Origin of the sequence: Enterobacter cloacae complex sp. P16RS2 (assembly GCF_014982155.1) — a bacterium.
GTDB lineage: Bacteria > Pseudomonadota > Gammaproteobacteria > Enterobacterales > Enterobacteriaceae > Enterobacter > Enterobacter cloacae_M.
In genome coordinates this window covers 54,691-80,689 of the sequence record NZ_JADCKW010000028.1, presented here as the reverse complement: position 1 = coordinate 80,689, position 25,999 = coordinate 54,691, and the positions used below count along the sequence as shown (strand labels likewise).

Annotated in this window: 22 protein-coding genes and 1 tRNA gene; 14 read left to right on the top strand and 9 right to left on the bottom strand. The window is 55.9% G+C overall.

From position 1 onward, the window contains the following. Positions 1-9 precede the first annotated feature (9 nt). The 7 genes from INF68_RS17625 (at position 10) to yejF (ending at position 8,992) form a co-directional block, all read left to right on the top strand. Entirely contained in the window at positions 10-711 is a 702-nt protein-coding gene (locus INF68_RS17625; protein WP_185874192.1) for a phosphatase PAP2 family protein, read from the top strand. Positions 712-1,138: 427 nt separating this feature from the next. Continuing rightward, the gene (gene mepS, locus INF68_RS17620; protein ID WP_008500946.1) at positions 1,139-1,708 is read left to right on the top strand and encodes a bifunctional murein DD-endopeptidase/murein LD-carboxypeptidase; all 570 of its coding nucleotides are present in this window, start codon (positions 1,139-1,141) and stop codon (positions 1,706-1,708) included. Positions 1,709-1,835: 127 nt separating this feature from the next. After that, a complete protein-coding gene (locus INF68_RS17615; RefSeq protein ID WP_126786720.1) occupies positions 1,836-3,392 on the top strand; it encodes a cyclic di-GMP phosphodiesterase in 1,557 nt (518 codons plus the stop codon). A 74-nt stretch (positions 3,393-3,466) separates the two neighbouring features. Then, positions 3,467-5,272, top strand: a complete 1,806-nt coding sequence (locus tag INF68_RS17610; protein WP_126786719.1) for an extracellular solute-binding protein — start codon at positions 3,467-3,469, stop codon at positions 5,270-5,272. A gap of 9 nt (positions 5,273-5,281) precedes the next feature. Further along, positions 5,282-6,376 carry a microcin C ABC transporter permease YejB gene (locus INF68_RS17605; protein ID WP_109845341.1) on the top strand — a complete coding sequence of 365 codons (1,095 nt, stop codon included), beginning with the start codon at positions 5,282-5,284 and terminating at the stop codon, positions 6,374-6,376. Then, positions 6,376-7,401, top strand: coding sequence for an ABC transporter permease (locus INF68_RS17600; RefSeq protein ID WP_126786718.1), 1,026 nt, complete (start codon positions 6,376-6,378; stop codon positions 7,399-7,401). Before INF68_RS17605 ends, INF68_RS17600 begins: the two co-directional genes overlap by 1 nt. A 1-nt stretch (position 7,402) precedes the next feature. Further along, a complete protein-coding gene (yejF, locus tag INF68_RS17595) occupies positions 7,403-8,992 on the top strand; it encodes a microcin C ABC transporter ATP-binding protein YejF (RefSeq protein WP_126786717.1) in 1,590 nt (529 codons plus the stop codon). Positions 8,993-8,995: 3 nt separating this feature from the next. Here the strand turns inward: yejF and INF68_RS17590 are convergent, their stop codons facing one another. The 3 genes from INF68_RS17590 to rsuA all read right to left on the bottom strand — a co-directional run bounded on the left by INF68_RS17590 (position 8,996) and on the right by rsuA (position 11,539). Next, positions 8,996-9,340 (bottom strand): YejG family protein, encoded by a 345-nt coding sequence (locus INF68_RS17590; protein ID WP_045334337.1) that lies wholly within the window; start codon positions 9,338-9,340, stop codon positions 8,996-8,998. A 279-nt stretch (positions 9,341-9,619) separates the two neighbouring features. Further along, entirely contained in the window at positions 9,620-10,816 is a 1,197-nt protein-coding gene (locus tag INF68_RS17585; RefSeq protein WP_126786716.1) for a Bcr/CflA family multidrug efflux MFS transporter, read from the bottom strand. A 15-nt stretch (positions 10,817-10,831) separates the two neighbouring features. After that, positions 10,832-11,539, bottom strand: coding sequence for a 16S rRNA pseudouridine(516) synthase RsuA (gene rsuA, locus INF68_RS17580; protein ID WP_109845344.1), 708 nt, complete (start codon positions 11,537-11,539; stop codon positions 10,832-10,834). A gap of 152 nt (positions 11,540-11,691) precedes the next feature. Between rsuA and INF68_RS17575 the strand changes: the two genes are divergently transcribed. Continuing rightward, complete coding sequence (locus INF68_RS17575; RefSeq protein WP_126786715.1) at positions 11,692-13,452, top strand: DEAD/DEAH box helicase; 1,761 nt, start codon at positions 11,692-11,694, stop codon at positions 13,450-13,452. Positions 13,453-13,577: 125 nt separating this feature from the next. Then, positions 13,578-13,862 (top strand): 50S ribosomal protein L25, encoded by a 285-nt coding sequence (rplY, locus tag INF68_RS17570; RefSeq protein ID WP_008500956.1) that lies wholly within the window; start codon positions 13,578-13,580, stop codon positions 13,860-13,862. 51 nt (positions 13,863-13,913) lie between these two features. Here rplY and yejK read toward each other — a convergent pair whose 3' ends face one another. Continuing rightward, positions 13,914-14,921 (bottom strand): nucleoid-associated protein YejK, encoded by a 1,008-nt coding sequence (gene yejK, locus INF68_RS17565; RefSeq protein ID WP_109845346.1) that lies wholly within the window; start codon positions 14,919-14,921, stop codon positions 13,914-13,916. Positions 14,922-15,055: 134 nt separating this feature from the next. Here yejK and INF68_RS17560 point away from each other — a divergent pair, with 134 nt between their 5' ends. From INF68_RS17560 to INF68_RS17550, 3 genes are all read left to right on the top strand, one after another. Further along, the gene (locus INF68_RS17560) at positions 15,056-15,283 is read left to right on the top strand and encodes a YejL family protein (protein ID WP_008500958.1); all 228 of its coding nucleotides are present in this window, start codon (positions 15,056-15,058) and stop codon (positions 15,281-15,283) included. Between the two features lie 19 nt (positions 15,284-15,302). Next, positions 15,303-17,063, top strand: a complete 1,761-nt coding sequence (gene yejM, locus INF68_RS17555) for an LPS biosynthesis-modulating metalloenzyme YejM (RefSeq protein WP_126786714.1) — start codon at positions 15,303-15,305, stop codon at positions 17,061-17,063. Positions 17,064-17,135: 72 nt separating this feature from the next. Further along, a tRNA-Pro gene (locus INF68_RS17550) sits at positions 17,136-17,212 on the top strand. A gap of 35 nt (positions 17,213-17,247) precedes the next feature. On the opposite strand, the gene INF68_RS17545 is transcribed toward INF68_RS17550, so the two are convergent. Together INF68_RS17545 and INF68_RS17540 are read right to left on the bottom strand one after the other, a co-directional pair. Next, the gene (locus INF68_RS17545; protein ID WP_126786713.1) at positions 17,248-18,435 is read right to left on the bottom strand and encodes an MFS transporter; all 1,188 of its coding nucleotides are present in this window, start codon (positions 18,433-18,435) and stop codon (positions 17,248-17,250) included. A gap of 137 nt (positions 18,436-18,572) precedes the next feature. Next, positions 18,573-18,833 (bottom strand): DUF2534 family protein, encoded by a 261-nt coding sequence (locus INF68_RS17540; RefSeq protein WP_126786712.1) that lies wholly within the window; start codon positions 18,831-18,833, stop codon positions 18,573-18,575. Between the two features lie 209 nt (positions 18,834-19,042). Between INF68_RS17540 and eco the strand changes: the two genes are divergently transcribed. After that, on the top strand, positions 19,043-19,546 hold the full coding sequence (gene eco, locus INF68_RS17535; protein ID WP_126786711.1) for a serine protease inhibitor ecotin: 504 nt from the start codon (positions 19,043-19,045) through the stop codon (positions 19,544-19,546). Between the two features lie 133 nt (positions 19,547-19,679). Here eco and mqo read toward each other — a convergent pair whose 3' ends face one another. Further along, positions 19,680-21,329: a malate dehydrogenase (quinone) gene (mqo, locus tag INF68_RS17530; RefSeq protein ID WP_126786710.1), complete on the bottom strand. Its 1,650-nt coding sequence runs from the start codon at positions 21,327-21,329 to the stop codon at positions 19,680-19,682. 187 nt (positions 21,330-21,516) lie between these two features. On the opposite strand from mqo, the gene INF68_RS17525 reads away from it, so the two are divergent. Further along, on the top strand, positions 21,517-22,806 hold the full coding sequence (locus INF68_RS17525) for a SulP family inorganic anion transporter (RefSeq protein WP_193525381.1): 1,290 nt from the start codon (positions 21,517-21,519) through the stop codon (positions 22,804-22,806). On the opposite strand, the gene mgtE is transcribed toward INF68_RS17525, so the two are convergent. Together mgtE and INF68_RS17515 are read right to left on the bottom strand one after the other, a co-directional pair. Then, the gene (gene mgtE, locus INF68_RS17520) at positions 22,769-24,205 is read right to left on the bottom strand and encodes a magnesium transporter (RefSeq protein ID WP_109846102.1); all 1,437 of its coding nucleotides are present in this window, start codon (positions 24,203-24,205) and stop codon (positions 22,769-22,771) included. The two genes, INF68_RS17525 and mgtE, sit on opposite strands and share 38 nt — an antisense overlap. Positions 24,206-24,353: 148 nt before the next feature. Then, complete coding sequence (locus tag INF68_RS17515; protein WP_126786709.1) at positions 24,354-25,997, bottom strand: multidrug ABC transporter permease/ATP-binding protein; 1,644 nt, start codon at positions 25,995-25,997, stop codon at positions 24,354-24,356. Positions 25,998-25,999: the final 2 nt, after the last annotated feature.

The following is a 25,999-nucleotide window of genomic DNA, read 5'->3' as shown; positions in this document are numbered from 1 at the left end:
CAGAACGTTATGACAACTCGATTTCCCCTGATCTTACTGCTTAATGTCGCCGGTCTGGCGCTTTTCTTCTCCTGGTATATCCCGGCGGATCATGGTTTCTGGTTCCCGCTGGATTCTGCCATTTTTCACTTCTTCAACCAGGAGCTGGTGAAGAGCAACGCGTTCCTGTGGCTGGTGGCAATTACCAACAACCGCGCCTTCGACGGCTTCTCGCTGCTGGCCATGGGCTGCCTGATGCTCTCTTTCTGGCTGAAAGAGGATAAAGCCGGGCGTCGGCGTATTCTCATTATCGGTCTGGTAATGCTGCTGTTTGCCGTCGCCATTAACCAGCTGGCAACCGCGATTATTCCGGTTAAGCGCTCAAGCCCAACGCTATTCTTCACCGATATTTATCGCGTCAGCGAACTGCTGCATATTCCAACAAAAGATGCGTCGAAGGACAGTTTCCCCGGCGATCACGGTATGATGCTGCTTATTTTTTGCGCCATTATGCTTCGCTATTTTGGCAGAAAAGCCTTTGCCATAGCCCTGATTATTTTTGTGGTTTTTGCCTTCCCGCGCGTAATGATTGGCGCTCACTGGTTTACCGATATTGCCGTCGGTTCGCTCTCCGTGGCGCTGATTGCGCTGCCGTGGTGTTTAATGACCCCACTGAGCGACAGGATAATAGTATTGTTCGATCGCTATCTTCCCGGCAGGGCGCAACAATAATTAAACAAATAACTAACCTAAATTAACGTGAGCTATCAGGGATCGACATGATCCCTGATAGCGTTCTCGCCGCGATCTTTCCCCAGTGTCATATTCTCGTCATCATATTCATGATAAAAATGAATCAATTACGCGATTACGCGGCGGATCTGCCGGTATTTTGAGCATTTCCATGTTTTTACTTTCTGTATCACATTTTCTTATAAAAAAAAGGCTTTTTTTTCTCGCATTACCCCAGGCAATCGGTTAATCTCGAACTCGTTTTGCCCCATAGAGATAATTATTTCAATGGCGAATAATTTTGTGCGCTGAGCCACAAATGTGACCAGAAAGAATTGTCTCAATGTGAACAGATAATTAGTCTCGTCACGTTTGGCATTTTTATAACGATATTTGTCGTTAAGGACTTCAAGGGATAATAAACAAAATGGTCAAATCTCAACCGTTTCTGAGATATATCTTACGGGGGATCCCGGCGATAGCAGTCGCGGTACTGTTGTCTGCATGTAGTACATCTAACACCGCAAAGAATATGCATCCTGAGACGCGTGTTGTGGGAATGGAAGATTCCTCGTCACTGCAAGCCTCTCAGGATGAATTTGAAAATATGGTACGTAATCTGGACGTGAAGTCCCGCATTATGGACCAGTATGCTGACTGGAAAGGCGTGCGCTATCGTCTTGGCGGCAGCACAAAAACAGGTATTGATTGTTCCGGTTTTGTACAGCGTACGTTCCGTGAGCAATTTGGGTTAGATCTTCCGCGTTCAACCTATGAACAGCAGGAGATGGGCAAGTCGATTTCACGTACTAAACTGCGCACCGGTGATTTAGTCCTGTTCCGTGCCGGTTCTACAGGTCGACATGTTGGCATCTACATTGGTAATGACCAGTTTGTACATGCCTCCACCAGTAGCGGTGTGACCATTTCCAGCATGAATGAACCGTACTGGAAGAAGCGCTACAACGAAGCACGCCGCGTACTGACCCGCAGTTAATATGACTATCGTATCGTTGGTTATCCCTTGGCTGGCGATATGATGAAAAAAAGCACTGCTTCGGCAGTGTTTTTTTTTGCCCGTTACACTGAATACATCCAGCGGCATTTCAGGAATCACGACGTCTATGTTCACCCGCTATTTCTCCAGCAATCGAAAAATACTGATCCTCAGCATCATCACAGGCCTGATCGCCGCCCTGCTCCTGGGTTCGTTGCAATTTTTCTGGAGCTACCACAAGCGGGAAGTCAAATTCGACACCCTGATCCACGATGTGAGCATCTATATGAAGAGCTATTTCGATGAGTTAAAAAATTCTATCGATGTGCTCCAGCCGCTCACGTTAAACAGCTGTCACGACGTCAATCAGGAGCTTACCTCGCGCGCTGCCTTTAGCGTTAACGTTCGCGCATTCCTGCTGGTCAGAGACAAAATGGCGTTCTGCTCTTCTGCCACGGGGCCGATGAATTCCCCGATGGAGGAGCTGATACCCGAGCTGCACATCGACAAACAGATTGATATGGCGTTGCTTCCTGGCACCCCCATGTTGCCCAACAAGCCCGCGATTGCCATCTGGTACCGTAATCCGCTGGTGAAGGACGGCGGCGTGTTCACCTCGGTGAATCTCAATCTGACGCCTTACCTGCTCTACACCGCTCGCCAGGACGAATTTGCCGGCATCGCCATCATCATTGGCGATCACGCGCTGTCAACGCAGTCCGGCACGCTGGTCAACGCGCAAGATCTGCACGAAACGCCGACCCGAACCGCGACGCTGAAAGACGTCCCCCTGACCATAAACCTGTATGCGGACGCATGGACCAGCGATGAAATTCTCTATGCCCTGTTCTTCGGGCTGGTATGCGGCATTTGTGCCGGATCGCTCAATTACTATATCCTCAGCATTCGCCTCAACCCGGGTAAAGAGATTTTAAGCGCCATTAAGCGCGGTCAGTTTTATGTGGTTTATCAGCCCGTCGTCGATGCTAAATCGCTCCAGATGACCGGGCTTGAAGTGCTGATGCGCTGGAAACACCCGACGATGGGGGAAATTCCGCCGGACGCGTTTATCAACTTTGCCGAAGCGCAGAAGCTGATTGTCCCGCTGACGCTGCATCTCTTTGACCTTATCATTCACGATGCGCCCGTGTTACAAACGCTGTTACCTCCGGGAGCAAAGGTGGGCATCAACATTGCGCCGGGGCATCTGCATGCAGAAAGCTTCAAAGACGATATGCGCACCTTCAAAGCGCTACTGCCGCAGGATTACTTCCAGATCGTGCTGGAAATTACCGAACGCGACATGCTCAATCATCGGGAAGCCAACAGCCTCTTCGAATGGCTACACAACGAAGGGTTTGAGATAGCCATTGATGATTTTGGCACCGGCCACAGCGCGCTGATTTATCTTGAGCATTTCACCATGGACTATCTCAAGATCGACCGCGGCTTTGTTAATGCAATTGGCACTGAGACCGTGACGTCGCCGGTGCTGGATGCCGTCCTGACGCTGGCAAGACGACTGAATATGTCGACCGTCGCTGAAGGGGTGGAAACGCCGGAACAGGCCGCCTGGCTACGCGAACACGGCGTTAATTTCCTGCAGGGATACTGGATTAGCCGCCCGATGCCGCTGGCGCAGTTCCGCGAATGGCGACCTGATATTTCTCCCGCGGGTGATTAATTTCACATTGCCCGTGACGTCACTTATTATTCAGCTTAACCGAGTCGGACTGTAAAAGAGGGAGCCGCCGCGAGATGCTTATGCGCTTTATGTTGCTGATGTTGGCATTCACCAGCCTGTCCAGCCAGGCGCAAGCCATCAAAGAAAATATCGCCTTCGCGGTGATTGGCGAGCCAAAATACGCAGTCAATTTTACGCACTTCGATTACGTCAACCCTGCCGCGCCGAAGGGCGGAAAGGTAACGCTTTCCGCCACGGGAACATTCGACAACTTCAACCGCTTCGCCCTGCGCGGCGTGGCGGCCGCGCGAACGGAATCGCTTTACGATACGCTCTTCGTCACCTCGGATGATGAGCCCGGCAGCTATTATCCGCTGATTGCCGAGAACGTGCGTTATGCCGATAACTTCGCCTGGGCGGAAATCTCGCTGAATCCGCGAGCACGTTTTCACGACGGTACGCCGGTGAAGGCCAGCGACGTGGCGTTCACCTTCCATAAATTCATGACCGAAGGCGTCCCCCAGTTTCGCATCGTGTATAAAGGGGCTTCCGTCAGAGCCATTGCGCCGCTCACCGTGCGCATCGAGCTAAGCGAACCGAACAAAGAGAACATGCTTAGCCTGTTCTCGCTGCCGGTGATGCCTGAGTCGTTCTGGAAAAATCATAAGCTAAGCGACCCGCTTTCCACGCCGCCGCTGGCAGGCGGCCCATACCGCATCACCGACTGGCGCATGGGGCAATATGTCGTTTACTCTCGCGTGAAAGACTACTGGGCGGCAGACCTGCCGGTAAACCGCGGGCGCTGGAATTTCGACACGCTTCGCTATGATTACTACCTCGACGATAACGTGGCGTTTGAAGCATTTAAAGCCGGCGCTTTCGATTTACGCGTCGAGAGCAGCGCCAAAAACTGGGCGACACGCTATATAGGCAAAAATTTCGCCAAAGGCTATATCGTCAAAGACGAGCACAAAAATGAGTCTGCCCAGGACACCCGCTGGCTGGCGTTTAATATTCAGCGTCCGGTATTTAATGACCGCCGGGTGCGTGAGGCCATTTCCCTGGCCTTTGATTTTGAGTGGATGAACAAAGCGCTGTTTTACGGGGCTTACAGCCGTGCGAATAGCTATTTCCAGAACACCGAATATGCCGCGCGCGATTACCCGAAAGCCGACGAGCTGGTCCTGCTGGCCCCGCTGAAAGCGGAGCTACCGCCGGAGGTTTTCACCACCGTGTTTCAGCCGCCCGCGTCGAACGGTGACGGTTACGACCGCGACAACCTGCTGAAGGCCAGCAAACTGCTGGATGACGCGGGCTGGCACCTGAAAAATCAAAAGCGTGTGGATGCCAAAACGGGCAAGCCTCTCAGCTTTGAGCTGCTGCTCTCGTCCGGGGGCAACGATCAGTGGGTACTGCCGTTTAAGCACAACCTTGAGCGGCTGGGCGTGACCATGAACATTCGCCAGGTCGATAACGCGCAGATCACCAGCCGCATGCGCAGCCGTGATTACGACATGATGCAGCGCCTGTGGCCCGCCCAGCCGTGGCCCAGCTCGGACCTGCAAATTTCCTGGGCCTCCAGCTACATTGACTCCTCCTACAATGCGCCGGGGGTAAAAAGCCCGGCGATTGACGCGCTGATTGCGAAAATAGTGGCGGCGCAGGGGGATAAAGAAAAGCTCCTGCCGCTCGGGCGCGCCCTCGACAGGGTCTTAACCTGGAACTACTACATGCTGCCGATGTGGTATATGGGCGAAGATCGCCTTGCGCGCTGGGACAAGTTCTCCGTGCCTGCCGTGCGCCCTGTCTACTCCCTGGGCTTTGATACCTGGTGGTATGACGTTAACAAAGCCGCCAGACTTCCCGCTGAGCGCCGATAAGGAATCATCATGGGTGCCTATCTTCTCCGTCGTCTCCTGCTGATTATCCCCACCCTGTGGGCCATCATCACGATTAACTTTTTTATCGTGCAAATCGCCCCCGGCGGCCCGGTCGATCAGGCAATTGCCGCCATTGAATTTGGCAACAGCGGCGGCATGCCGGGCGGCGGCGGTGAAGGAATGGGGGCGAGCCATGCGCGAACCGGCGTAGGGAATATCAGCGAAAGCCATTATCGCGGCGGACGCGGGCTGGATCCGGAGGTGATCGCCGAGATCACCCACCGCTACGGCTTTGACAAACCGATTCACGAGCGCTATTTCAAGATGCTCTGGGATTACATCCGCTTTGATTTTGGCGACAGCCTGTTTCGCAGTGCGTCAGTATTAACGTTGATCAAGCAAAGCCTGCCGGTTTCGATAACGCTGGGGCTGTGGGGAACGCTGATTATCTATATGGTCTCGATACCGCTCGGGATCCGCAAAGCGGTGTATAGCGGCAGCCGCTTCGATATCTGGAGCAGCACGTTCATCATCATTGGATACGCCATTCCGGCGTTTCTGTTTGCCGTCCTGCTGATTGTCTTTTTTGCCGGGGGAAGTTATTTCGACCTCTTCCCGCTGCGGGGGCTGGTCTCCGCCGATTTCAGCTCCCTGCCGTGGTATCAGAAAATCACCGACTATCTCTGGCATATCACGCTGCCGGTGCTGGCCACGGTCATCGGCGGGTTTGCGGCCCTGACCATGTTGACCAAAAACGCCTTTCTCGATGAAATTCGTAAACAGTACGTCGTCACGGCCCGCGCCAAGGGCGTGAGCGAGAAGCAGATCATGTGGAAACACGTGTTCCGCAACGCTATGCTGCTGGTGATCGCCGGATTTCCGGCCACGTTCATCGGCATGTTTTTTACCGGCTCACTGCTGATAGAGGTGATGTTCTCGCTTAACGGCCTGGGGCTGCTGGGCTATGAGGCTACCGTATCTCGCGACTATCCGGTGATGTTTGGCACACTCTATATTTTCACCCTGATTGGCCTGCTGCTGAATATCATCAGTGATATCAGCTATACGCTGGTCGATCCCCGAATCGATTTTGAGGGCCGCTGATGCCGCGTTTAAGCCCCGCCAACCAGGCCCGCTGGGCCCGCTTTCGCCACAACCGCCGCGGCTACTGGTCGCTGTGGATTTTTGCCGTGCTCTTTGCCTTAAGCATGTGTTCGGAGCTGATCGCCAACGACAAGCCGTTGCTGGTGCATTTTAACGACCGCTGGTACGTGCCGGTTATCGCCAGTTACAGCGAAAGCGACTTCGGCGGCCCGTTTGCAACACCGGCGGAGTATCAGGATCCGTGGCTTCGCCAGCAGATCGAACAGCACGGCTGGGCGCTCTGGGCGCCGGTGCGCTTTGGCGCAAACAGCATTAACTTCGCTACCACATCCCCCTTCCCTTCCCCGCCCTCCGCACAAAACTGGCTGGGAACGGATGCTAACGGCGGGGACGTGCTGGCGCGCATCCTGTATGGCACGCGAATCTCGCTTCTCTTTGGGCTGATGCTGACAATATTCTCCAGCGTAATGGGCGTCGTGGCGGGCGCCGTTCAGGGCTACTACGGCGGGAAAATTGATCTGTGGGGCCAGCGGGTTATTGAAGTCTGGTCAGGCATGCCAACGCTGTTTCTGATCATCCTGCTTTCCAGCGTGGTGCAGCCCGGCTTCTGGTGGCTGTTAGGCATCACCGTCCTGTTCGGCTGGATGGCGCTGGTGGGCGTGGTGCGCGCGGAGTTCCTGCGCACCCGCAATTTCGACTACATACGCGCCGCGCAGGCGCTTGGCGTGAGCGACCGGGGGATTATCTTCCGCCACATGCTGCCAAACGCGGTAGTGGCAACGCTCACCTTCCTGCCGTTTATTCTGTGCAGCTCGATCACCACCCTCACCTCGCTGGATTTTCTTGGTTTCGGGCTACCGCTGGGTTCCCCGTCGCTCGGCGAACTGCTGCTACAGGGCAAAAACAACCTGCAGGCACCGTGGTTAGGTATCGCCGCCTTTCTTTCCGTGGCCGTGCTGCTTTCACTGCTGATTTTTATTGGCGAAGCCGTGCGCGATGCCTTAGATCCGAACAAGGCGGTATAAAATGACCCAGCCTCTTCTCAGTATTGATAACCTGTCGATTGCTTTTTCAAAGCAGGGCGAGACGCGCAACGTGGTCACCGACCTGTCGCTGCAGATCCAGACCGGGGAAACGCTGGCCCTGGTGGGCGAGTCGGGTTCAGGCAAGAGCGTTTCGGCACTCTCTATCCTGCGTCTGTTGCCGTCCCCACCGGTGAGCTACCCGCAAGGGGATATTCTGTTTCACGGCAGCTCGCTGCTGCATGCCGACGAGCATACCCTGCGCGGCATTCGCGGCAACAAAATCGCCATGATCTTCCAGGAGCCGATGGTTTCCCTCAACCCGCTGCACAGCCTGGAGAAACAGCTCTATGAAGTGCTCTCCCTGCACCGGGGGATGCGCAAAGAGGCCGCGCGGGGAGAAATTCTGGACTGTCTGGAGCGAACAGGCATACGCAACGCGGCCAAAAGGCTGAATGATTTTCCGCACCAGCTCTCCGGCGGCGAACGCCAGCGCGTGATGATCGCCATGGCACTGCTCACGCGACCCGAGCTGTTGATTGCCGACGAGCCTACAACGGCGCTGGACGTGACGGTACAGGCGCAAATATTGACGCTGCTGCGGGAGCTGCGTGACGAGCTGAACATGAGCCTGCTGTTTATAACGCACAACCTGAGCATTGTGAGAAAGCTGGCCGACAGCGTCGCGGTGATGCAAAACGGACGCTGTGTTGAACAGAATACGGCGTCCGCGCTGCTGAGTGCCCCACAGCACCCCTATACGCAGCGCCTGCTCGACAGCGAACCCTCCGGCGACCCGATTCCTCTCGATGCGGACAGCACGCCGCTGCTGCGCGTTGAGGAGCTGTCCGTCTCGTTCCCGATCCGCAAAGGTATTTTGCGACGCATCGTCGACCAGAATCCGGTGCTGAAACACATCCGCTTCTCGCTGCGCCCGGGAGAATCTCTGGGGCTGGTGGGTGAATCCGGTTCGGGCAAAAGCACCACCGGTCTGGCGCTGCTGCGCTTAATTGCCTCGCAGGGCGAGATCCTCTTTGACGATATGCCGCTGCACCGCTGGAACCGCCGCCAGATGCTGCCCGTGCGGCCCCGCATGCAGGTGGTGTTTCAGGATCCCAACTCCTCGCTTAATCCACGGCTCAGCGTGTTACAGATTATCGAAGAGGGTCTGCGCGTACATCAACCCGGCCTGAACGCTCAGCAGCGAGAGCAGGAAGTTATGCGGGTGATGGCCGAAGTGGGCTTAGATGCCGGGACGCGCCACCGCTATCCGGCTGAATTCTCCGGCGGGCAGCGCCAGCGTATCGCCATTGCCCGCGCGCTGATCCTGAAGCCGGAGCTGATTATTCTGGATGAACCGACGTCGTCGCTGGACAGAACCGTTCAGGCGCAGATCCTGGCCCTGCTGAAAGGGCTGCAGGAAAAGCACAGGCTGGCCTATATCTTTATCAGCCACGATCTTCAGGTGGTGCGGGCGCTATGCCATCAGGTGATTGTGTTGCGACAGGGAGAAGTGGTCGAGCAGGGTGAGTGCCAGCGCGTATTTAGCGCGCCAACGCAGCGCTACACGCGCCAGCTGTTGTCGGCAGACTAGCGGTCAGAACGGGTACTGGCCGGAGAAAGGCTCCGCGATGGCAACGCCAAAATTCTTCAGACGGCAGGTGGCGGCAAACTCGTCCTGGCTCTTCACAAACAGGCACGGCTCACCTTCACACTCCAGCACGGAGCTGTCCACTTCGATATCCGTCAGGGCCTGACTGAGACGCTCCATCACCCGCCATGCATTTTCGTCGCTCGGGCTCAGCAGCTTGAGTGCCACAAGGCAGTTTTCACAGCCCGCGACGTTTTGCGGAATCGGTTCAACTTTCGAACCTGCAAAACCCGTCGACCAGCGATAGCTCTGGGGCAAGCGATGGACAATGGAGAGTTGTAATGTATTCACGTTCGTTCCCCGGAAGCAAAATTTACTTCACAATTTATTTACATTTATAGTAACACATCATCGCCAGCCTGCACTATTCAGCGCTTTTTTATCCGTTTCCTGGCTCGCGTCGGCGCTATATGTACCCGTTTCTGCGATCTAACTCAACCTTTTTGAATACAATGATGTGACTTTTTACACAAATAGATTTTACATAAAATAAACAAACACGGAATAAACGAACGGGGGTTTGGTTGATATGCATCAACAAAAAAGGCCCTGCCGGGCCTTCTCTGTGTTTTAGTGGGCCGCTTTTCGCGGTCGACTGGCGTAAAGATAGAAGAGTATCGAGCTGGTTGCGCAAAAAGCCATCGCCCACAGCATGGGCCATGCCGTCGTAAAGGTGGCCATTGAAAGCAACGCGCCAACGATAGCGCCGATGCCGAAGCGGAACGTCCCCGCCAGGGAAGAGGCGGTGCCCGCCATATGCGGAAACTCATCCAGGATCACCGCCATCGCATTAGATGACACCATCGACACGCAGCCGACAAAGGCCGCTACGCCGACCACCAGCGCCCAGAAGCCCACGCCCAGAAACGCGCTAACCACCAGCCAGATAGCCATCACAAACTGGATCCACAGCCCGGCGCGGAACATGTTCAGCGCCCCCACCCGCCGGACAAAACGGCTGTTGATGATGGTCATGATGAACAGGAAGACGATGTTAAGCGCGAAATAGTAGCCAAAGTGCTGCGGCGAAACGTGGTTCAGCTCGATGTAGACAAACGGCCCGGCGCTCAGGAAGGAGAACATCCCGGCGAAGCTGAACCCGCTTGCCAGCATATAGCTGAGCACGCGCTTGTGGCGAAACAGCGAGGCAAAGTTGCCGATTGTGGTTCGGATGTGGAATTTCTGACGGCGCTCGATGGGAAGCGTTTCATCAATAAAGAAGAAAATCATCGCCGAGGCCAGCAGCGCGGCCAGGGCCAGTATCCAGAAAATCACATGCCAGCTAAACCACACCAGCACCGCACCACCGGCCATCGGGGCCACCAGCGGCGCAATCGTCGTCACCAGCATCACGAACGACATCATGCGGGAGAACTCTTCCTTCGGGTAGATATCGCGCATCAGGGCGTTAATCACCACGCTTGCCGCTGCCGCCGCCAGACCGTGGAAGAAGCGCATGATAATCAGATGATCGATGGTCTGCGCCAGCGCACAGGCCACCGCTGCGGCTGCAAAGACCAGCGTCCCGCCCAGAATAACGGGCTTGCGTCCAAGGCTGTCCGCCATCGGGCCATAAAACAGCTGGCCGAGGGCAAAGCCGAGAATATAGGTGCTGAGCGTCATCTGTGCGCTGCCCGCCGGAACGCCAAACTGCGCGGAAATGACCGGCAGCGCGGGCAGGTACATATCAATAGACAGCGGCATCAGCATGGCCAGCAGGCCAAGAATGAAGACGATTTTGAACGACGAGTGTGGCCTGGTGGTCACAGAGCTCTCCTGAAATTAGTGCGAAGGCAGACCGACGCTGGCGATCTCTTCTTCCGTTAACGGGCGATATTCGCCTGGCGCCAGGTCGGGATCGAGTTCGATCGCACCAATCCGCTCACGATGCAGGCCAACAACGTGGTTCCCCACCGCGGCAAACATACGTTTCACCTGATGGTAACGCCCTTCGCTGATGGTCAGACGGACCTCCGTCGGCGTAATCACCTCAAGCACGGCGGGTTTGGTCAGATCTTTTTCATTATGCAGCTGAACGCCTTTCGTGAATTTCTCTGCCGTGTCATCCGACACCGGCGACTCCAGCGTGACCAGATAGGTTTTCTCGCAGTGGTGACGCGGGGAAGTAATGCGATGCGACCACTGCCCGTCGTCGGTCATCAGTACCAGACCCGTGGTGTCGATGTCGAGTCGACCTGCGGCGTGCAGCTTGTGCGCCACCGGCTCGTCGAGGAAATAGAGCACCGTCGGGTGATCGGGATCGTCCGTTGAGCAGACGTAGCCTTCCGGCTTATTGAGCATGAAGTAGCGCGGACCGTGCTGCTGGGTCAGCGGATTGCCGTCATACTCCACCTGATGGTCAGGTTGCAGTTTGAACGCGCTGTCTCTCACAATGTCGCCATCCACGGTAACGCGGCTGGCGCGAATTTCACGCCCGGCAATAGCGCGGCTTACGCCGAGTTGCTGAGCGATAAACTTATCAAGTCGCATGAAATCTTTTTAGCCTTAATGGTGCTGGAAGTCGGACAACAGGTCCGAAAAAAGAAGCAGTCTGGAACGGTTCAGTATAATGGTCTGGTTGCGCCACTCAAGGGAAAAAGTTTCGTGGCATACTATGTGCGGAATAACGAAACCGAGACCCCATGACTTTTACACTTCGTCCCTATCAGCAGGAAGCCGTTGACGCCACCCTCGCCTGGTTCCGTAAACATCGCGAGCCGGCGGCGATTGTGCTCCCGACCGGCGCAGGCAAAAGCCTGGTCATCGCCGAACTGGCGCGTCTGGCTCGCGGTCGCGTGCTGGTGCTGGCGCACGTTAAAGAGCTCGTCGCGCAAAACCACGCCAAGTATTGTGCGCTTGGGCTGGAAGCCGATATTTTCGCCGCCGGGTTGAAGCGCAAAGAGAGCCACGGCAAAGTGGTTTTTGGCAGCGTGCAGTCGGTGGCGCGCAATCTGGAGCTGTTTCGCAGCGAATTTTCGCTGCTGATCGTCGACGAGTGTCACCGCATCAGCGATGACGACGACAGCCAGTACCAGCAAATCCTGGCTCACCTGAAAGCGGTGAATCCTCACCTGCGCCTGCTGGGCCTGACGGCGACCCCGTTTCGCCTGGGGAAAGGCTGGATCTATCGCTATCATTATCACGGCATGGTTCGCGGTGATGACAAAGCCCTGTTTAGCGACTGCATTTACGAACTTCCGCTGCGCTACATGATTAAACATGGCTACCTGACGCCGCCTGAACGGCTGGATATGCCGGTGGTGCAGTACGATTTCAGCCGTTTGCAGGCGCAGAGCAACGGCTTATTCAGCGAAGCGGATCTCAATCAGGAGCTGAAAAAGCAGAAGCGTATTACGCCGCATATTATCAGCCAGATTGAGGAGTTCGCCGCGACGCGCAAGGGGGTAATGATCTTTGCCGCCACCGTTGAGCACGCGCGTGAAATCACCGGATTACTGCCCGCCGGCGACGCGGCGTTAATCACCGGCGAAACGCCCGGCCCGGAGCGCGACGGCCTGATTGACGCCTTTAAAGCCCAGCGGTTCCGCTATCTGGTAAACGTGTCGGTATTGACCACCGGCTTTGACGCCCCGCATGTCGACCTGATCGCCATTTTGCGCCCGACCGAATCGGTCAGTCTGTATCAGCAGATTGTTGGCCGCGGCCTGCGTCTGGCCCCGGGAAAAACCGACTGCCTGATTCTGGATTATGCCGGTAACCCGCACGATCTCTATACGCCTGAGGTCGGCGCGCCAAAAGGGAAAAGCGACAACGTGCCCGTGCAGGTCTTTTGCCCTGCCTGCGGGTTTGCCAACACCTTCTGGGGAAAAACCACCGCCGACGGTACGCTGATCGAACACTTTGGCCGCCGCTGTCAGGGCTGGTTTGAAGATGATGACGGGCATCGCGAGCAGTGCGATTTCCGCTTCCGGTTCAAAAACTGCCCGCAGTGCAACGCCGAAAACGACATTGCCGCCCGCCGCTGCCGGGAATGCGACGCGGTGCTGGTTGACCCGGATGACATGCTGAAAGCGGCGCTAAAGCTGAAAGATGCCCTGGTGCTGCGCTGTTCCGGCATGGCGCTGCAGCCCGGCACCGATGAAAAAGGCGAGTGGTTGAAAATCACCTATTACGACGAAGACGGGGCGGACGTCAGCGAGCGCTTCCGGGTTCAGACGCCTGCCCAGCGAATGGCCTTCGAACAGCTGTTTATCCGCCCGCATACCCGCACGCCGGGCGTGCCCCTGCGCTGGATAACCGTGGCCGATATCGTGCGCCAGCAGATGCTATTGCGCCATCCGGATTTTGTCGTCGCCCGTAAAAAAGGCCAGTTCTGGCAGGTGCGCGAGAAGCTCTTTGACTACGAAGGTCGCTTCCGTCGCGCCAACGAATTGCGCGGTTAGCGGGACTTTTCATTGATGTGAGGGGCATTTGAGTATAAAATGCCGCCCGCTTCACATCCGTGAGGCAGAACACTCACCTGCTGCTGGGTCGCCTGTAGTAGGGTTTTAAATACAGAGAGAAATCAATGTTCACTATCGAAGCAGAAGTACGTAACGTGCAGGGTAAGGGTGCGAGCCGCCGCCTGCGTACCGCTAACAAGTTCCCGGCTATCGTTTACGGTGGCGAAGCTGCTCCAGTTGCAATCGAACTGGATCACGACAAACTGTGGAACCTGCAGACCAAAGCTGAATTCTACAGCGAAGTTCTGACCATCGTTGTTGGCGGTAAAGAAGAAAAAGTGAAAGTTCAGGCTGTTCAGCGTCACGCGTTCAAGCCAAAACTGACTCACATCGACTTCGTTCGCGCATAATCGCAAACCTGTCGAAAAAAACCCCGCTTCTGCGGGGTTTTTTTATGGCTGTTATTTCCCACCCGAGGTGCGGCGCTGAAGCTGATCGCGCAGGTTCGGCGGCGTACCTTTAATGGTCAGCGTATCGGTGGCCGGATCCCAGAAGATACGTTCACCCAGCAGCATCGCGTCAAAGTTGATGGTTAACCCACCGCCGCTGCCGGCAAACTTGGTTAACTGACGCAGCGTGCTGCGATCCGCCGGGAAGCTCTCTTCAAGCTCATAGCCCTTTTCTGCGGTAAATTCCTGGAAGCTGACTTCGCTGACGCCCGCCAGCTCTTTTGACAGCGACTCCAGCTCAATCTCTTCCCCTGCCTGCAGCTGTTCGTTGCAGTAGCTGTAAACCTGCTGACGCACCGTCTGGCGCTCAGATTTATCGAGCTGCGCTTCTGCTGTGAAATCGTCAACCGCCTGGAGCAGCCCTTTGTTCTGCGCTTTGGCGTTAAGCCCTTCACTGGCGCCGAGGAAGTCCATAAAGAAATCCGCCACTTTGCGGCCCACGCGTCCCTTCAGGAAAGTCAGGTAGCGGGTCGACTCCGGGTTGGTTTCCCACTCGGTCAAATCAATACGCGCCACGATATCCGCATGGTTAATGTCCAGATAATGCGTCGAGCTGATATCCAGCTGCTCGTTCACGCGCATGCTGCTTAAGTTATTCAGCACGGTAACCAGCAGATACTCGACCGCCAGATAGCGGTAGTGGCAGAACAAGACAATCCCGCCGTCGGCGAACGGATATTTAGCCAGCTCGTCGCGCAGACGCCCGGTTGCCGCACGGCTAAACGCCAGGAAATCCTCTTCACCCTGGCGCTGCAGGCGCAGGCTATCGGCCAGTTCGCTGTCTTCGCTGAAAAGACCATAGGCTTTATTTTTGGCGCTGTAGACGCGATGCAGCTCTGCCATCATCTCCACCACGGTCGCCGTGGGTTCCAGTAACGAATCGCGCAGCACCACTTCAAGGGTTTGCTCATCACGCTTGATAAGCTGGTGCAAGGCAATCTGGTTGATTTCCAGACTCATGATAAACTCTCCTTTTAGACCGGGCGGTATTCAACCACCACCAGGACATGTGTGCAACAACAGATAAAAAAGGGGAAAAAAAGCTGTTGCTACGGTAATATGTTGCCCTTTCATCAACAAACTGATTTTGATTTATGCCACAACATTCCCGCTACAGTGATGAACACGTTGAACAACTGCTCAGTGAGCTGGTCAACGTACTGGAAAAACATAAAACGCCGACCGATCTCTCCCTGATGGTTTTGGGAAATATGGTCACCAACCTGATTAACACCAGCGTTGCTCCGGCTCAGCGTCAGGCGATCGCAAAATCGTTCGCCCAGGCTTTACAGTCGTCCGTCAGCAACGACCCGGCCCATTAAGGGATACGAACAACAGTTTATGGTGACGAATCGTCAGCGCTACCGTGAAAAAGTCTCCCAGATGGTCAGCTGGGGGCACTGGTTTGCCCTGTTCAACATTCTGCTGGCGACGGTCATTGGCTGTCGTTATCTGTTTGTCGCAGACTGGCCAACAACGCTAACCGGGCGTATCTACTCCTGGATGAGCGTTGTGGGTCACTTTAGCTTTTTGGTTTTCGCCACCTATCTGCTGATCCTGTTCCCCCTGACGTTTATCGTCATGTCGCAGCGTCTGATGCGGTTCTTGTCCGCCATCCTTGCGACGGTTGGGATGACGCTGCTGCTTATCGACAGTGAAGTGTTCACCCGCTTCCACCTGCACCTCAACCCCATCGTCTGGGAACTGGTGATTAACCCCGACCAGAACGAAACGGCCCGTGACTGGCAGCTGATGTTTATCAGCGTCCCGGTGATCCTGCTGATTGAGATGCTGTTCGCTACCTGGAGCTGGCAAAAGCTCCGCAGCCTGACCCGGCGACGCCATTATGCGAAGCCCGTCGCCGCGCTCTTTTTCATCTCCTTTATCAGTTCGCACATCATGTATATCTGGGCGGATGCGAACTTCTATCGCCCTATTACCATGCAGCGCGCGAACCTGCCGCTCTCGTACCCGATGACGGCCCGTCGCTTCCTCGAGAAACACGGCCTGCTTGATGCGCAGGAGTACCAGCGCCGTCTTATCGAGCAGGGTAACCCGGAAGCCGTCAGCGTTCAGTATCCTCTGAGTGACCTGAACTACCGCGATATGGGGCGCGGGCAAAACGTCCTGCTGATCACCGTCGATGGCCTGAACTATTCCCGTTTCGAGAAGCAGATGCCGGCGCTGGCCGCTTTCGCGAGTCAGAACGTCTCGTTTACTCAGCATATGAGCTCCGGTAACACCGCCGATGCGGGCATCTTTGGCCTCTTCTATGGCATTTCAGCTGGCTACATGGACGGCGTACTGTCTACCCGCACGCCTGCGGCGCTGATCACCGGGCTGAATCAGCAAGGCTATCAGTTAGGGTTGTTCTCCTCCGATGGCTTTAACAGCCCGCTCTACCGCCAGGCGCTGCTGTCCGATTTCTCACTGCCGACGGCGCAAAAACAGTCCGACGCGCAGACCGCCAGCCAATGGATAAACTGGCTGCAGCGTTACGCCCAGGAAGATAACCGCTGGTTCTCATGGGTTGCCTTTAACGGCACAACGCTTGCTGACAGCAATAAGAGTGACTTTGCGCGCCGCTACGGTCGCGCGGCTGGCGATGTTGATGCGCAGATAGGCCGCGTGCTTGATGCGCTTCGCGAGTCGGGCAAGCTGGACAACACCGTGGTGATCGTGACCGCGGGTCATGGCGTGCCGCTAGGTGACGAGACGAAGAGTATGAGCTGGTCTCGCCCGAATCTGCAGGTTCCGCTGGTGATCCACTGGCCTGGCACCCCGGCGCAGCGCATCAGTATGCTCACCGAGCATAAAGATGTGATGACTACCCTGATGCAACGTCTGCTGCACGTCAGCACGCCAGCAAACGAGTATTCGCAGGGGCAGGATCTCTTCAGCGCCGCGCGCCGCCACAGCTGGGTGACGGCGGCGGGGAATAATACGCTGGTAGTCACCACGCCGAAGCTGACGCTGGTTCTGAACAGCAACGGGAATTATCAGACGTATAATCTGCAGGGTGAACGGTTGAAAGATCAGAAACCGCAGCTGAGCCTGCTGCTTCAGGTCCTGACGGATGAGAAGCGCTTCATCGCTAACTGATTAATAATAAACCAGTTAGCGACAGATTCCCTTGCATTCAAAACGGAATCGAGTAGTATTCTTTTTATGCGTCGGCACGTAGCGCAGCCTGGTAGCGCACCGTCATGGGGTGTCGGGGGTCGGAGGTTCAAATCCTCTCGTGCCGACCAAAAACACACTGAAAACCAGCCTGATGGCTGGTTTTTTATTTCGCCTCGTCCGGCGTTTTGCGCAGATACACTAGCGTAGCCAGACAAATCACCGCTCCGGCATAAAACGTATATTCCGCGCCAAACGTTTCCCATATCGCGCCGGCTCCCACGCTGGCGATTAACAATCCCACGCCGCTGACCAGACTAAAAATACCGAAAGCCGTACCGCGCAGATCGGGCGGTGCAGTTTTAGCTATCATTGCCGCCAGTAATCCCTGAGTCATACCCATATGTATCCCCCAAAACGCGACGCCTAAAATGACTCCCATCCAGTGGCTGCTCAGCGCCAGAACAACATCTGCACCAATCAGCACCATTAGCCCCCACTGCAGAAGTCGGGTGTGGCTCATGCCATCAGAAAGTTTGCCAAAAGGGTAAGCCGAAAGGGAATAGAGTACGTTCATGACCACCATCACCAGCGGAATAAGGGCCAGAGGAACGCCCGACTGCTGCGCACGAAGGACGAGAAAAGCCTCGCTAAACCGGGCAAGCGTGAACACTGCACCAAGGCCAATCACCCACCAGCACGCTTTACCCAGCCGCCTTAAATTCTCTCGTTTAATGGGATTAGTACGTTTATGTTCGAGGGGAGTTTTCGGCTCCTGAAGGCCGAAATAGAGCAAGGCAACTGAAAGCAGACCGGGGATAAGAGCTATCCAGAAAACGGTGCGAAAATCATTGTCCAGTAACAGCATTAAGCTTACGGCCAGTAATGGGCCAAGAAATGCGCCTGTGGTATCCATTGACTGACGCAGACCATAAGCCGCACCACGCATTTCCGGCGGCGTGACGTCTGCAACCAGCGCATCCCGCGGGGCGCCCCGTATTCCCTTCCCCGTGCGGTCCATGAGACGTGCGCCTAAAACCATCCCGGAAGAGGACGCTAATGCGAAAAGGGGTTTGCTTAGCGCCCCCAGGCCATACCCTAACAGAGCCAGCCCCTTACGTTGACCCAGGTAGTCGCTTATCGCCCCCGAAAAGACCTTAATAAAAAGCGCTATGGCCTCCGCCAGCCCTTCAATCAGGCCGATAAACAGCACGCTCGTACCGAGGGTGGTCATCATAAAAAGTGGCAGGAGGCTGTGAATACTCTCTGACGAGATATCCATCAGCATACTGACGCCCCCCACAACCCAGACGCCTTTGGGGATCTGACTGAGCACTGGAAATCTGGAACGCATCTACCGCTCCTGCTTTAAAAACAGTTGCCTGAATGCTTACAGGATAGGATATCGCGGATTAAAAAAACCTGAGGAGAGTGTGATGAGACCATAAAAAAGCCATCCGGCAGGATGGCTTAGCTATTGCGAGTCAGCGCTTAATGCTTCTCACGTCCACCCAGGAAGAAAATGCCCAGCGGGATGGCCAGCAGAACGGTAAACACCAGGCTGTAGACGAAGATCATCGCCGACTGCAGGACATACATGCTGGTTGTCCAGGCAGAGAGGGGAATATTGTACTGTTCGATCACGCCAACGATGGTTGCCCGCCCCACGCATGCGGCAGCAATCATAAATACGACCAGCAGCGCCAGGAGGAACTTGCGGCCTTCAGGCGTTTTCAGTTTTGCACAAACCATCTCTCTTCCCTTTTACAGATGAATAACAATATATAGGGTCTAAAATAACACGAACTGACACCTGACTCCACACCAGCATAAAAAACCACTAAAAAGGTAAATTAAAAGCGCATAACGCTATCAATAGTGAAAATGTAAGTAAATAACACCGGTCATTCATCGTTGTTATGTTAACCTGCGCAGGATCGTTTTGACATAAAGGAATGACAATGAAAAACGCACCTAAATTTGCCATCGCCCTCATCGCCGCCGCGTGCGTCAGCAGCAGCGCTTTCGCCAGCGAAACCCCAAAACAGCAGCCGCTGGAAAAAGTGGCTCCGTACCCGCAGGCGGACAAAGGGATGAAGCGTCAGGTGATTCAGCTGCCGGTTCAGCAGGATGAAGCGAACTTTAAAGTGGAACTGTTAATTGGCAAGACGCTGGAAGTGGACTGCAACCAGCACCGTCTGGGCGGTCAGCTGGAAAGTAAAACCCTGGAAGGCTGGGGTTACGATTATTACGTCTTTGACAAAGTGACCTCTCCGGTTTCCACCATGATGGCCTGCCCGGACGGCAAGAAAGAGAAGAAATTTGTAACGGCGTATCTGGGCGACAACAGTCTGTTGCGCTACAACAGCAAGCTGCCGATCGTGGTGTATACGCCTGAAAACGTAGAAGTGAAGTATCGCATCTGGAAGGCAGATGAGACTGTCGGACAAGCGGTAGTACGTTGAAATTAAGTCGGGTGGCGGTTTCGCCTTACCCGACCCGGAAAGGGTGCGCTCAGGTGCCCTCCCCCCCCCCTCTCCCACCGGGAGAGGGAGAAAACACTAAAACGGTAACGGATGTTACCGTTTTGCTTTTATCTTACAGCGCGATATCCGCAACCGGTTTGTTTTCCGGCTGAGGCTTCAGCTCCGCTTTTGGCGCAGCATCCGCAGCCTGTGGCTTGATGTATTGCAGCTGCAGAACGCGGCTGGTGTATTCCAGCTCCTGCTCCGTCGCGCTCACGTTGCCGTTCAGCTTCGTGCCGTAGGATGGAATAATGGTTTTCAGCTTCGCCTGCCATTCCGGGCTGGCGACTTTGTCTTTAAACACTTTTTCCATCAGGTGCAGCATGATTGGCGCAGCGGTAGACGCGCCCGGTGACGCACCCAGCAGCGCGGCAATGGTGCCATCCTTATCGCTTACCACTTCGGTACCCAGACGCAGCACGCCACCCTCTTTCGGATCGCGCTTGATGATCTGTACGCGCTGACCCGCCTGCCACAGACGCCAGTCTTCTTTCTTCGCCTGCGGATAGTACTCTTTCAGCGCCTCGAAACGGTCGTCGTCAGAGAGCATCACCTGGCTAATCAGGTATTTCACCAGATCGAAGTTATCCAGCCCCACGTCCATCATCGGCTTGACGTTAGAGGTGGTGGTTGCGCTCAGCAGATCCCACAGGGAGCCGTTTTTCAGGAACTTCGTGGAGAAGGTCGCGAACGGTCCAAACAGCACCACGCGTTTGCCGTCAAGCATACGAGTGTCGATGTGTGGAACAGACATTGGCGGCGCGCCCACGGAAGCCTGACCGTACACTTTTGCCAGATGACGGTTCACCACTTCCGGGTTATCGGACACCAGGAACTGACCGCCGACCGGGAAGCCCGCGTAGTCGTCCGCTTCCGGAATACCGGACTCCTGCAGCAGCTTCAGCGCCGCGCCGCCCGCACCGATAAAGACAAACTTCGCCCTGATGACGTGCTCGGCTTCGTTGTTTTTCAGATCGGCAACGGTCACGCTCCAGCTGTTATCCGCGTTGCGCTTGAAACCGCGCACTTCGGTGCTGAGCTGCAGGTTGAAGTTCTCTTTTTTCTTCAGAGACGTCACCAGCTGACGGGTAATTTCACCGTAGTTAACGTCGGTACCAATTTCGGTACGGGTCGCCGCCACTTTCTGGTTCGGGTCACGACCTTCCATGACCAGCGGAGCCCACTCTTTAATCTGCGCGTGGTCTTCAGAGTATTTCATCCCGCGGAACAGCGTGCTCTGCTGCAGAGCGGCGTAGCGCGCGCGCAGGAAGTTGACGTTCTGCTCTCCCCACACAAAGCTCATGTGCGGCACGGTGTTGATGAAAGAGTGCGGGTCGTGCATCACGCCGCTGTTGACCTGATGAGACCAGAACTGGCGAGAAACCTGGAATGCTTCGTTGATCTCTACCGCCTTCTCGATACTAATGGAACCGTCCTTTTTCTGCGGCGTATAGTTCAGTTCCATGAGTGCCGAATGTCCGGTACCGGCGTTATTCCATCCGTTCGAACTCTCCTGCGCCACGCCATCAAGGCGCTCGACCATGGTCATAGACCAGTCCGGCTGCAGTTCTTGCAGATAGGTTCCCAGCGTGGCGCTCATGATACCGCCACCAATTAAAAGGACGTCCGTTTCCTGCTCTTTTGGTGCGTCAGCTTTCGCCGCCATGGAGACGGTGTTAAGCCCCACGGCCAGAGAAAAGAGCATGGCAGTCATTTTTTTCATAATTTATGCCTTAGTGTAAAAGTGCTTGATGCGTGGAAATTGCAGGTGAAAAAAGCTGCGGGGGCACGGTAACAACTTTTAAATATTGTTTAAAGGTTACGAAATTATTGTAATTGTGAAATTTAATGATGGATTGTTTGTGAGGAATTATCGATGCGTCTGGTAAAGCGCGGTTTTACTGGATAGTATGTTGCGTTTTGTGATCGCGCGCACGGAAGCCTGCCCTAACCAGCGAACTGTTATGTCCCTACCCCATTCTGCTGTATCCCCCGAAGACCGCGTAGCCAACGTGCTGCGTTCCCCTAAGCAGCTGACGCGTGAAACGCTGGCAGGCGTGATTACCGCCCTGGCGCTGTTCCCCGAGGTTATCTCATTTTCCGTGGTGGCGGGCGTTGACCCGAAGGTCAGCCTGATCGCCTCCGTGGTGCTGTGTCTTGCCCTGTCTGTACTCGGGGGCCGTCCGGCGATGGTCACGGCAGCGGCCGGGTCCGTGGCGCTGGTCATTGGCCCGATGGTGCATCAGCACGGCGTACAGTACATACTTCCCGCCGTGCTGATGGCGGGCGTGATTCAGATTCTGTTTGGCATGCTGGGCATGGCAAGACTGATGCGCTTTATCCCCCAGTCGGTCATGACCGGATTTGTTAACGCCCTGGGCATTTTGATCTTCTTCGCTCAGGTGCCGCATTTCTGGAGCCGAAGCCCGCTGATTGTGGGCCTGTTCGTCCTGACGCTGCTGATTGTGCTGTGGGTGCCGCGCTATATCAAAAGCATCCCTTCCCCGCTGATTGCGATTGTTGTGCTTACCTTGTTCACCGTTTCAACCGGTCAAATCCTGCCGACCGTGGGCGATGAAGGCTCCATGAGCGGCGGTTTGCCGGGTCTTACCGAGCTGCTGGTCCCGCTCAATGTGCAGACGCTGAGCATTATCTGGCCGTGCGCGCTGAGCATCGCGTTTGTCGGCCTGCTGGAATCCCTGCTGACGGCAAAGCTGGTGGATGAGCTGACCGCAACGCCGTCCAGTAAACGCCGCGAAAGCATTGGATTAGGCGTCGGCAATATCCTGGCCGGATTTTACGGGGGGATTGCTGGCTGCGCGATGATCGGACAAACCATCGTCAACGTGGAGATGGGGAAAGGTCGAAGCCGCATTTCAACCTTTGCGGCGGGCATTGTGCTGCTGATCCTGGTGACGGCGCTCAGCGACGTGATGGCCAAAATCCCGATGGCGGTGCTGGCGGGCATTATGGCGATTGTCGCCGTCAAAACCTTCAGCTGGCACAGCCTTCAGCCAGCCACGGTGAAAACAGCCCCGATAGCAGAAACGGTCGTCATGCTGGTGACCGTTGCCGCCACGGTATCAACCGGCAATCTGGCGATTGGCGTGCTGGGCGGGATTATCGTCATGGCACTCCTCCCCGCCCGCATTAAGCGTCGGCTTAAAGAAGAAAAATCGTCGCCAGCCCAAGAAAAATAAAGAAACCGCCGGTATCGGTGATGGCGGTGATCATCACGCTCGACCCCACCGCGGGGTCGCGCCCCAGTTTGGTCATCGTCAGCGGGATAATGACTCCCATCATTGATGCCACCAGCAGGTTCAGCACCATCGCCAGCATCATCACGCCGCCCAGGGCCATATCGTCGTACAGCCACCAGGTGATGCCGCCCATAATGCCGCCCCACACCAGGCCGTTGATCAGCGCCACGCCCATCTCCCTGAAGATCAGAAAGGCGAAGTTACCTGGCTGAATATTTTCCAGCGCCAGCGCGCGGACGATCATGGTGATGGTCTGGTTTCCGGTGTTGCCGCCGATTCCGGCCACAATCGGCATCAGCGAGGCCAGCGCCACCAGCTGAGAAATGGTGTGTTCAAAACCGTCAATCACCCGGGAGGCGATAAACGCGGTACACAGGTTAATGGCCAGCCACGCCCAGCGCGTTTTTACCGCCTTGCCGACGGAGGCATGGACGTCATCTTCGGCGCTGATCCCGCCGAGCGCGCGCAGGTCGTTGTCGGTTTCTTCATAGACCACGTCAACGATCTCATCGATGGTCAGACGCCCCATCAGTTTGCCGACGGAATCCACGACGGCGGCACTCACCAGGTCGTCACGCTCGAAGGTACGCGCCGCTTTCTCCGCGTCGTCTTCCGGGGAGAAGACCATCGGCTCGTTTTCCATCACCTCGCTCACCTTCCGCTGGGTGCTGTTGAGCAGGATGGTTTTCAGCTCAAGTTCGCCAAGCAGGGTTTTATCCCGGGAGGTGACAAACAGTTTATCGGTGTTGTCCGGCATTTTGCCCAGGCGACGCAGATAGCGCTGCACGGTACCGAGCGTCACGTCCGGGCGCACCGTGATAACGCCGAACTCCATGATCGCGCCGACGCTGTTTTTCTCGTAGTGCATCACCTGACGCACGCGCGCCCGCTCCTCCGCAGGCAGTGACGCCAGCAGGCGGCCGGTCAGGTTTCGCGGCAGGTGCTGAACGAGGTAAATCTGCTCGTCGATATCCAGGGTTTGCACCGCGTCGAGAATATCCCGGTCGCTCATCTCGTCGATCAGGTCGTCCCAGACGTTTTCGGAGGCCTCAAGCAGCACCTGCCCGCGCTCGTGATCCTGCACCAGACGCCACAGGGCGTGGCGTTCTTCCGAGGGAAGCGCTTCAAGGGTATCCGCCAGATCCGGCGGGGGTAAATGAGCAACCAGCGCACCTACCTCAGCAATATCGTCGGCCAGGGTGCCGACATCATATTGCTCAGCCAGGGTGAGTTTGCCTAATAGCGTAGAAGTGACCGCTTTATCGGTCGTGAGAAGCCAGATGAGTCGCGCGCGCTCCTGGTCACGCTGTCTGGCGCTGTTTTTCTTTAATACCGACATCAATCATAAATCCATTAAATGAGTTGGGGTTAAGCATAGCGCGGGGATATGTAAATAAGAATAAACAACGGGACGGGATGGAGAAAAAAGCGTCATTACAGCCACGATCTATCCCCTCTCCCTGTGGGAGAGGGTTAGGGTGAGGGCATCAGGCCGTACGCGCCACCGCGTCACGCGAGGCCGCATCGCGCTCTTCACCGGTCAGCTCGCTCAGCTTGCCGTCGCGCATCTCCAGCAGGCGGTCAGCATGAATGAAGTAGTGATCGTCGTGGCTGATGGCGAAAATGGTTTTGCCCATCTCCTGCATCAGCGGCAGCAGCACCTGATAAAACTCGCGGCGGAAATGCGGATCCTGATCCGCAGCCCACTCGTCCAGCAGGATGATGTCACGCTCTTCCGCCAGCGCCAGCAGCAGCGCCACGCGCTTTTTCTGCCCTTTGGAAAGCTTCAGATTGAGAATTTTACCGTCCTGAAGTTCCAGCTTGTGCGACATCTGCAGCTGCGCCAGCCATTTTTCCACCAGCGCCGGATTGGCCTGTTGCCCTTCCGGCCCCAGCAGCCGCTCGAACAGCCAGACGTCGGTGAACACCGCCGAGAAAAGCTTGCGGTAATCCTCGGGCTTCTCCGCGCTTAGCGCCTTGCCGTCCAGCAAAATCTCGCCCGACTGCGGCTGATAGAGTCCGGTTAGCAACATCGCCAGCGTAGATTTACCGCTGCCGTTACCGCCGATGAGGAACAGCAGTTCACCGCGGCGGATCGTCAGGTTGACCGGCCCCACGGAGAAGGCGCTGTCCTGATAGCGGAACGTCACGTTACGCAGCTCCAGCGTCTGCCAGTTCGGGAAGGCCTGCGGGCGTGGGAATTCGGCCTTGAACGGCGCGAGATCGAATTTTTTGAGCTTATTAAATGCCACCTGCGCACTCAGCAGGGTGGGCAGCGCACCGACCGCTGAGAGCAGCGGCGTGCGCAAAAACAGCAGCGTCAGCGAGTAGGTTGCCGCGACGTTGGTGTCCGCCCAGCCCAGGCCGTTCGCCATCCAGAACACCAGGCCAATGGCACCCAGCATCATGATGTTTGACCAGTTCACCGCGCTCAGGTGGAAGGTGTCGGCGCGAATAATATGATGACGGTATTCGCGCGCGTCCGGGATATAGAGATGATTAAAGATATGCTCGGCGCGCTCGCGGTTCAGGGTGAGCTCTTTGCGCCCTTCCAGCACCGTCTGGTAATCGTTATAAAGCTTATCTTCGGTTTCGCGCAGCACCGCCATGTGTTTGTAGACGCGCGACACCAGCATAAAGCCGCCCCAGATGGTAATGACAATCCACAGAGCGGTCACCGCCAGCATTTTGCTGGAGAGCCAGGCGAGATAGGCAGCCGAGCCAAAGGTCAGAATGATCCCCTGCACCAGCTCCGGCAGCCGAACGAACGCGATGGTAATGGCGCGCACGTCGCTGGTCAGCCCCGCCAGCAGGGATGCGCTGCCGAGCTGCTCAACGCGCTCAACCTGGGTGTCCAGGATCCGCTTGATAAACTCACTGCGCAAACGGAAAACGAAATGGTGCCCGAGCGTGGTCAGCGCCAGCTGGGAACCGAGCGTAACCGCCATCAGCAGGAGCAGCAGGCCGAGAAACTCCGGCAGAACGGAGAGCGAGGTATCGACCATTTCAATCAACCGCACGTTAATAAACGCGATCAGGCCAATACCCAGCGCGGCGCTGGCGAGGCTTAACGCCATTACTGCGATGAAGGGCCAGCGATACTGACGCCAGACGAGGAGAAGTAGTTGCATGC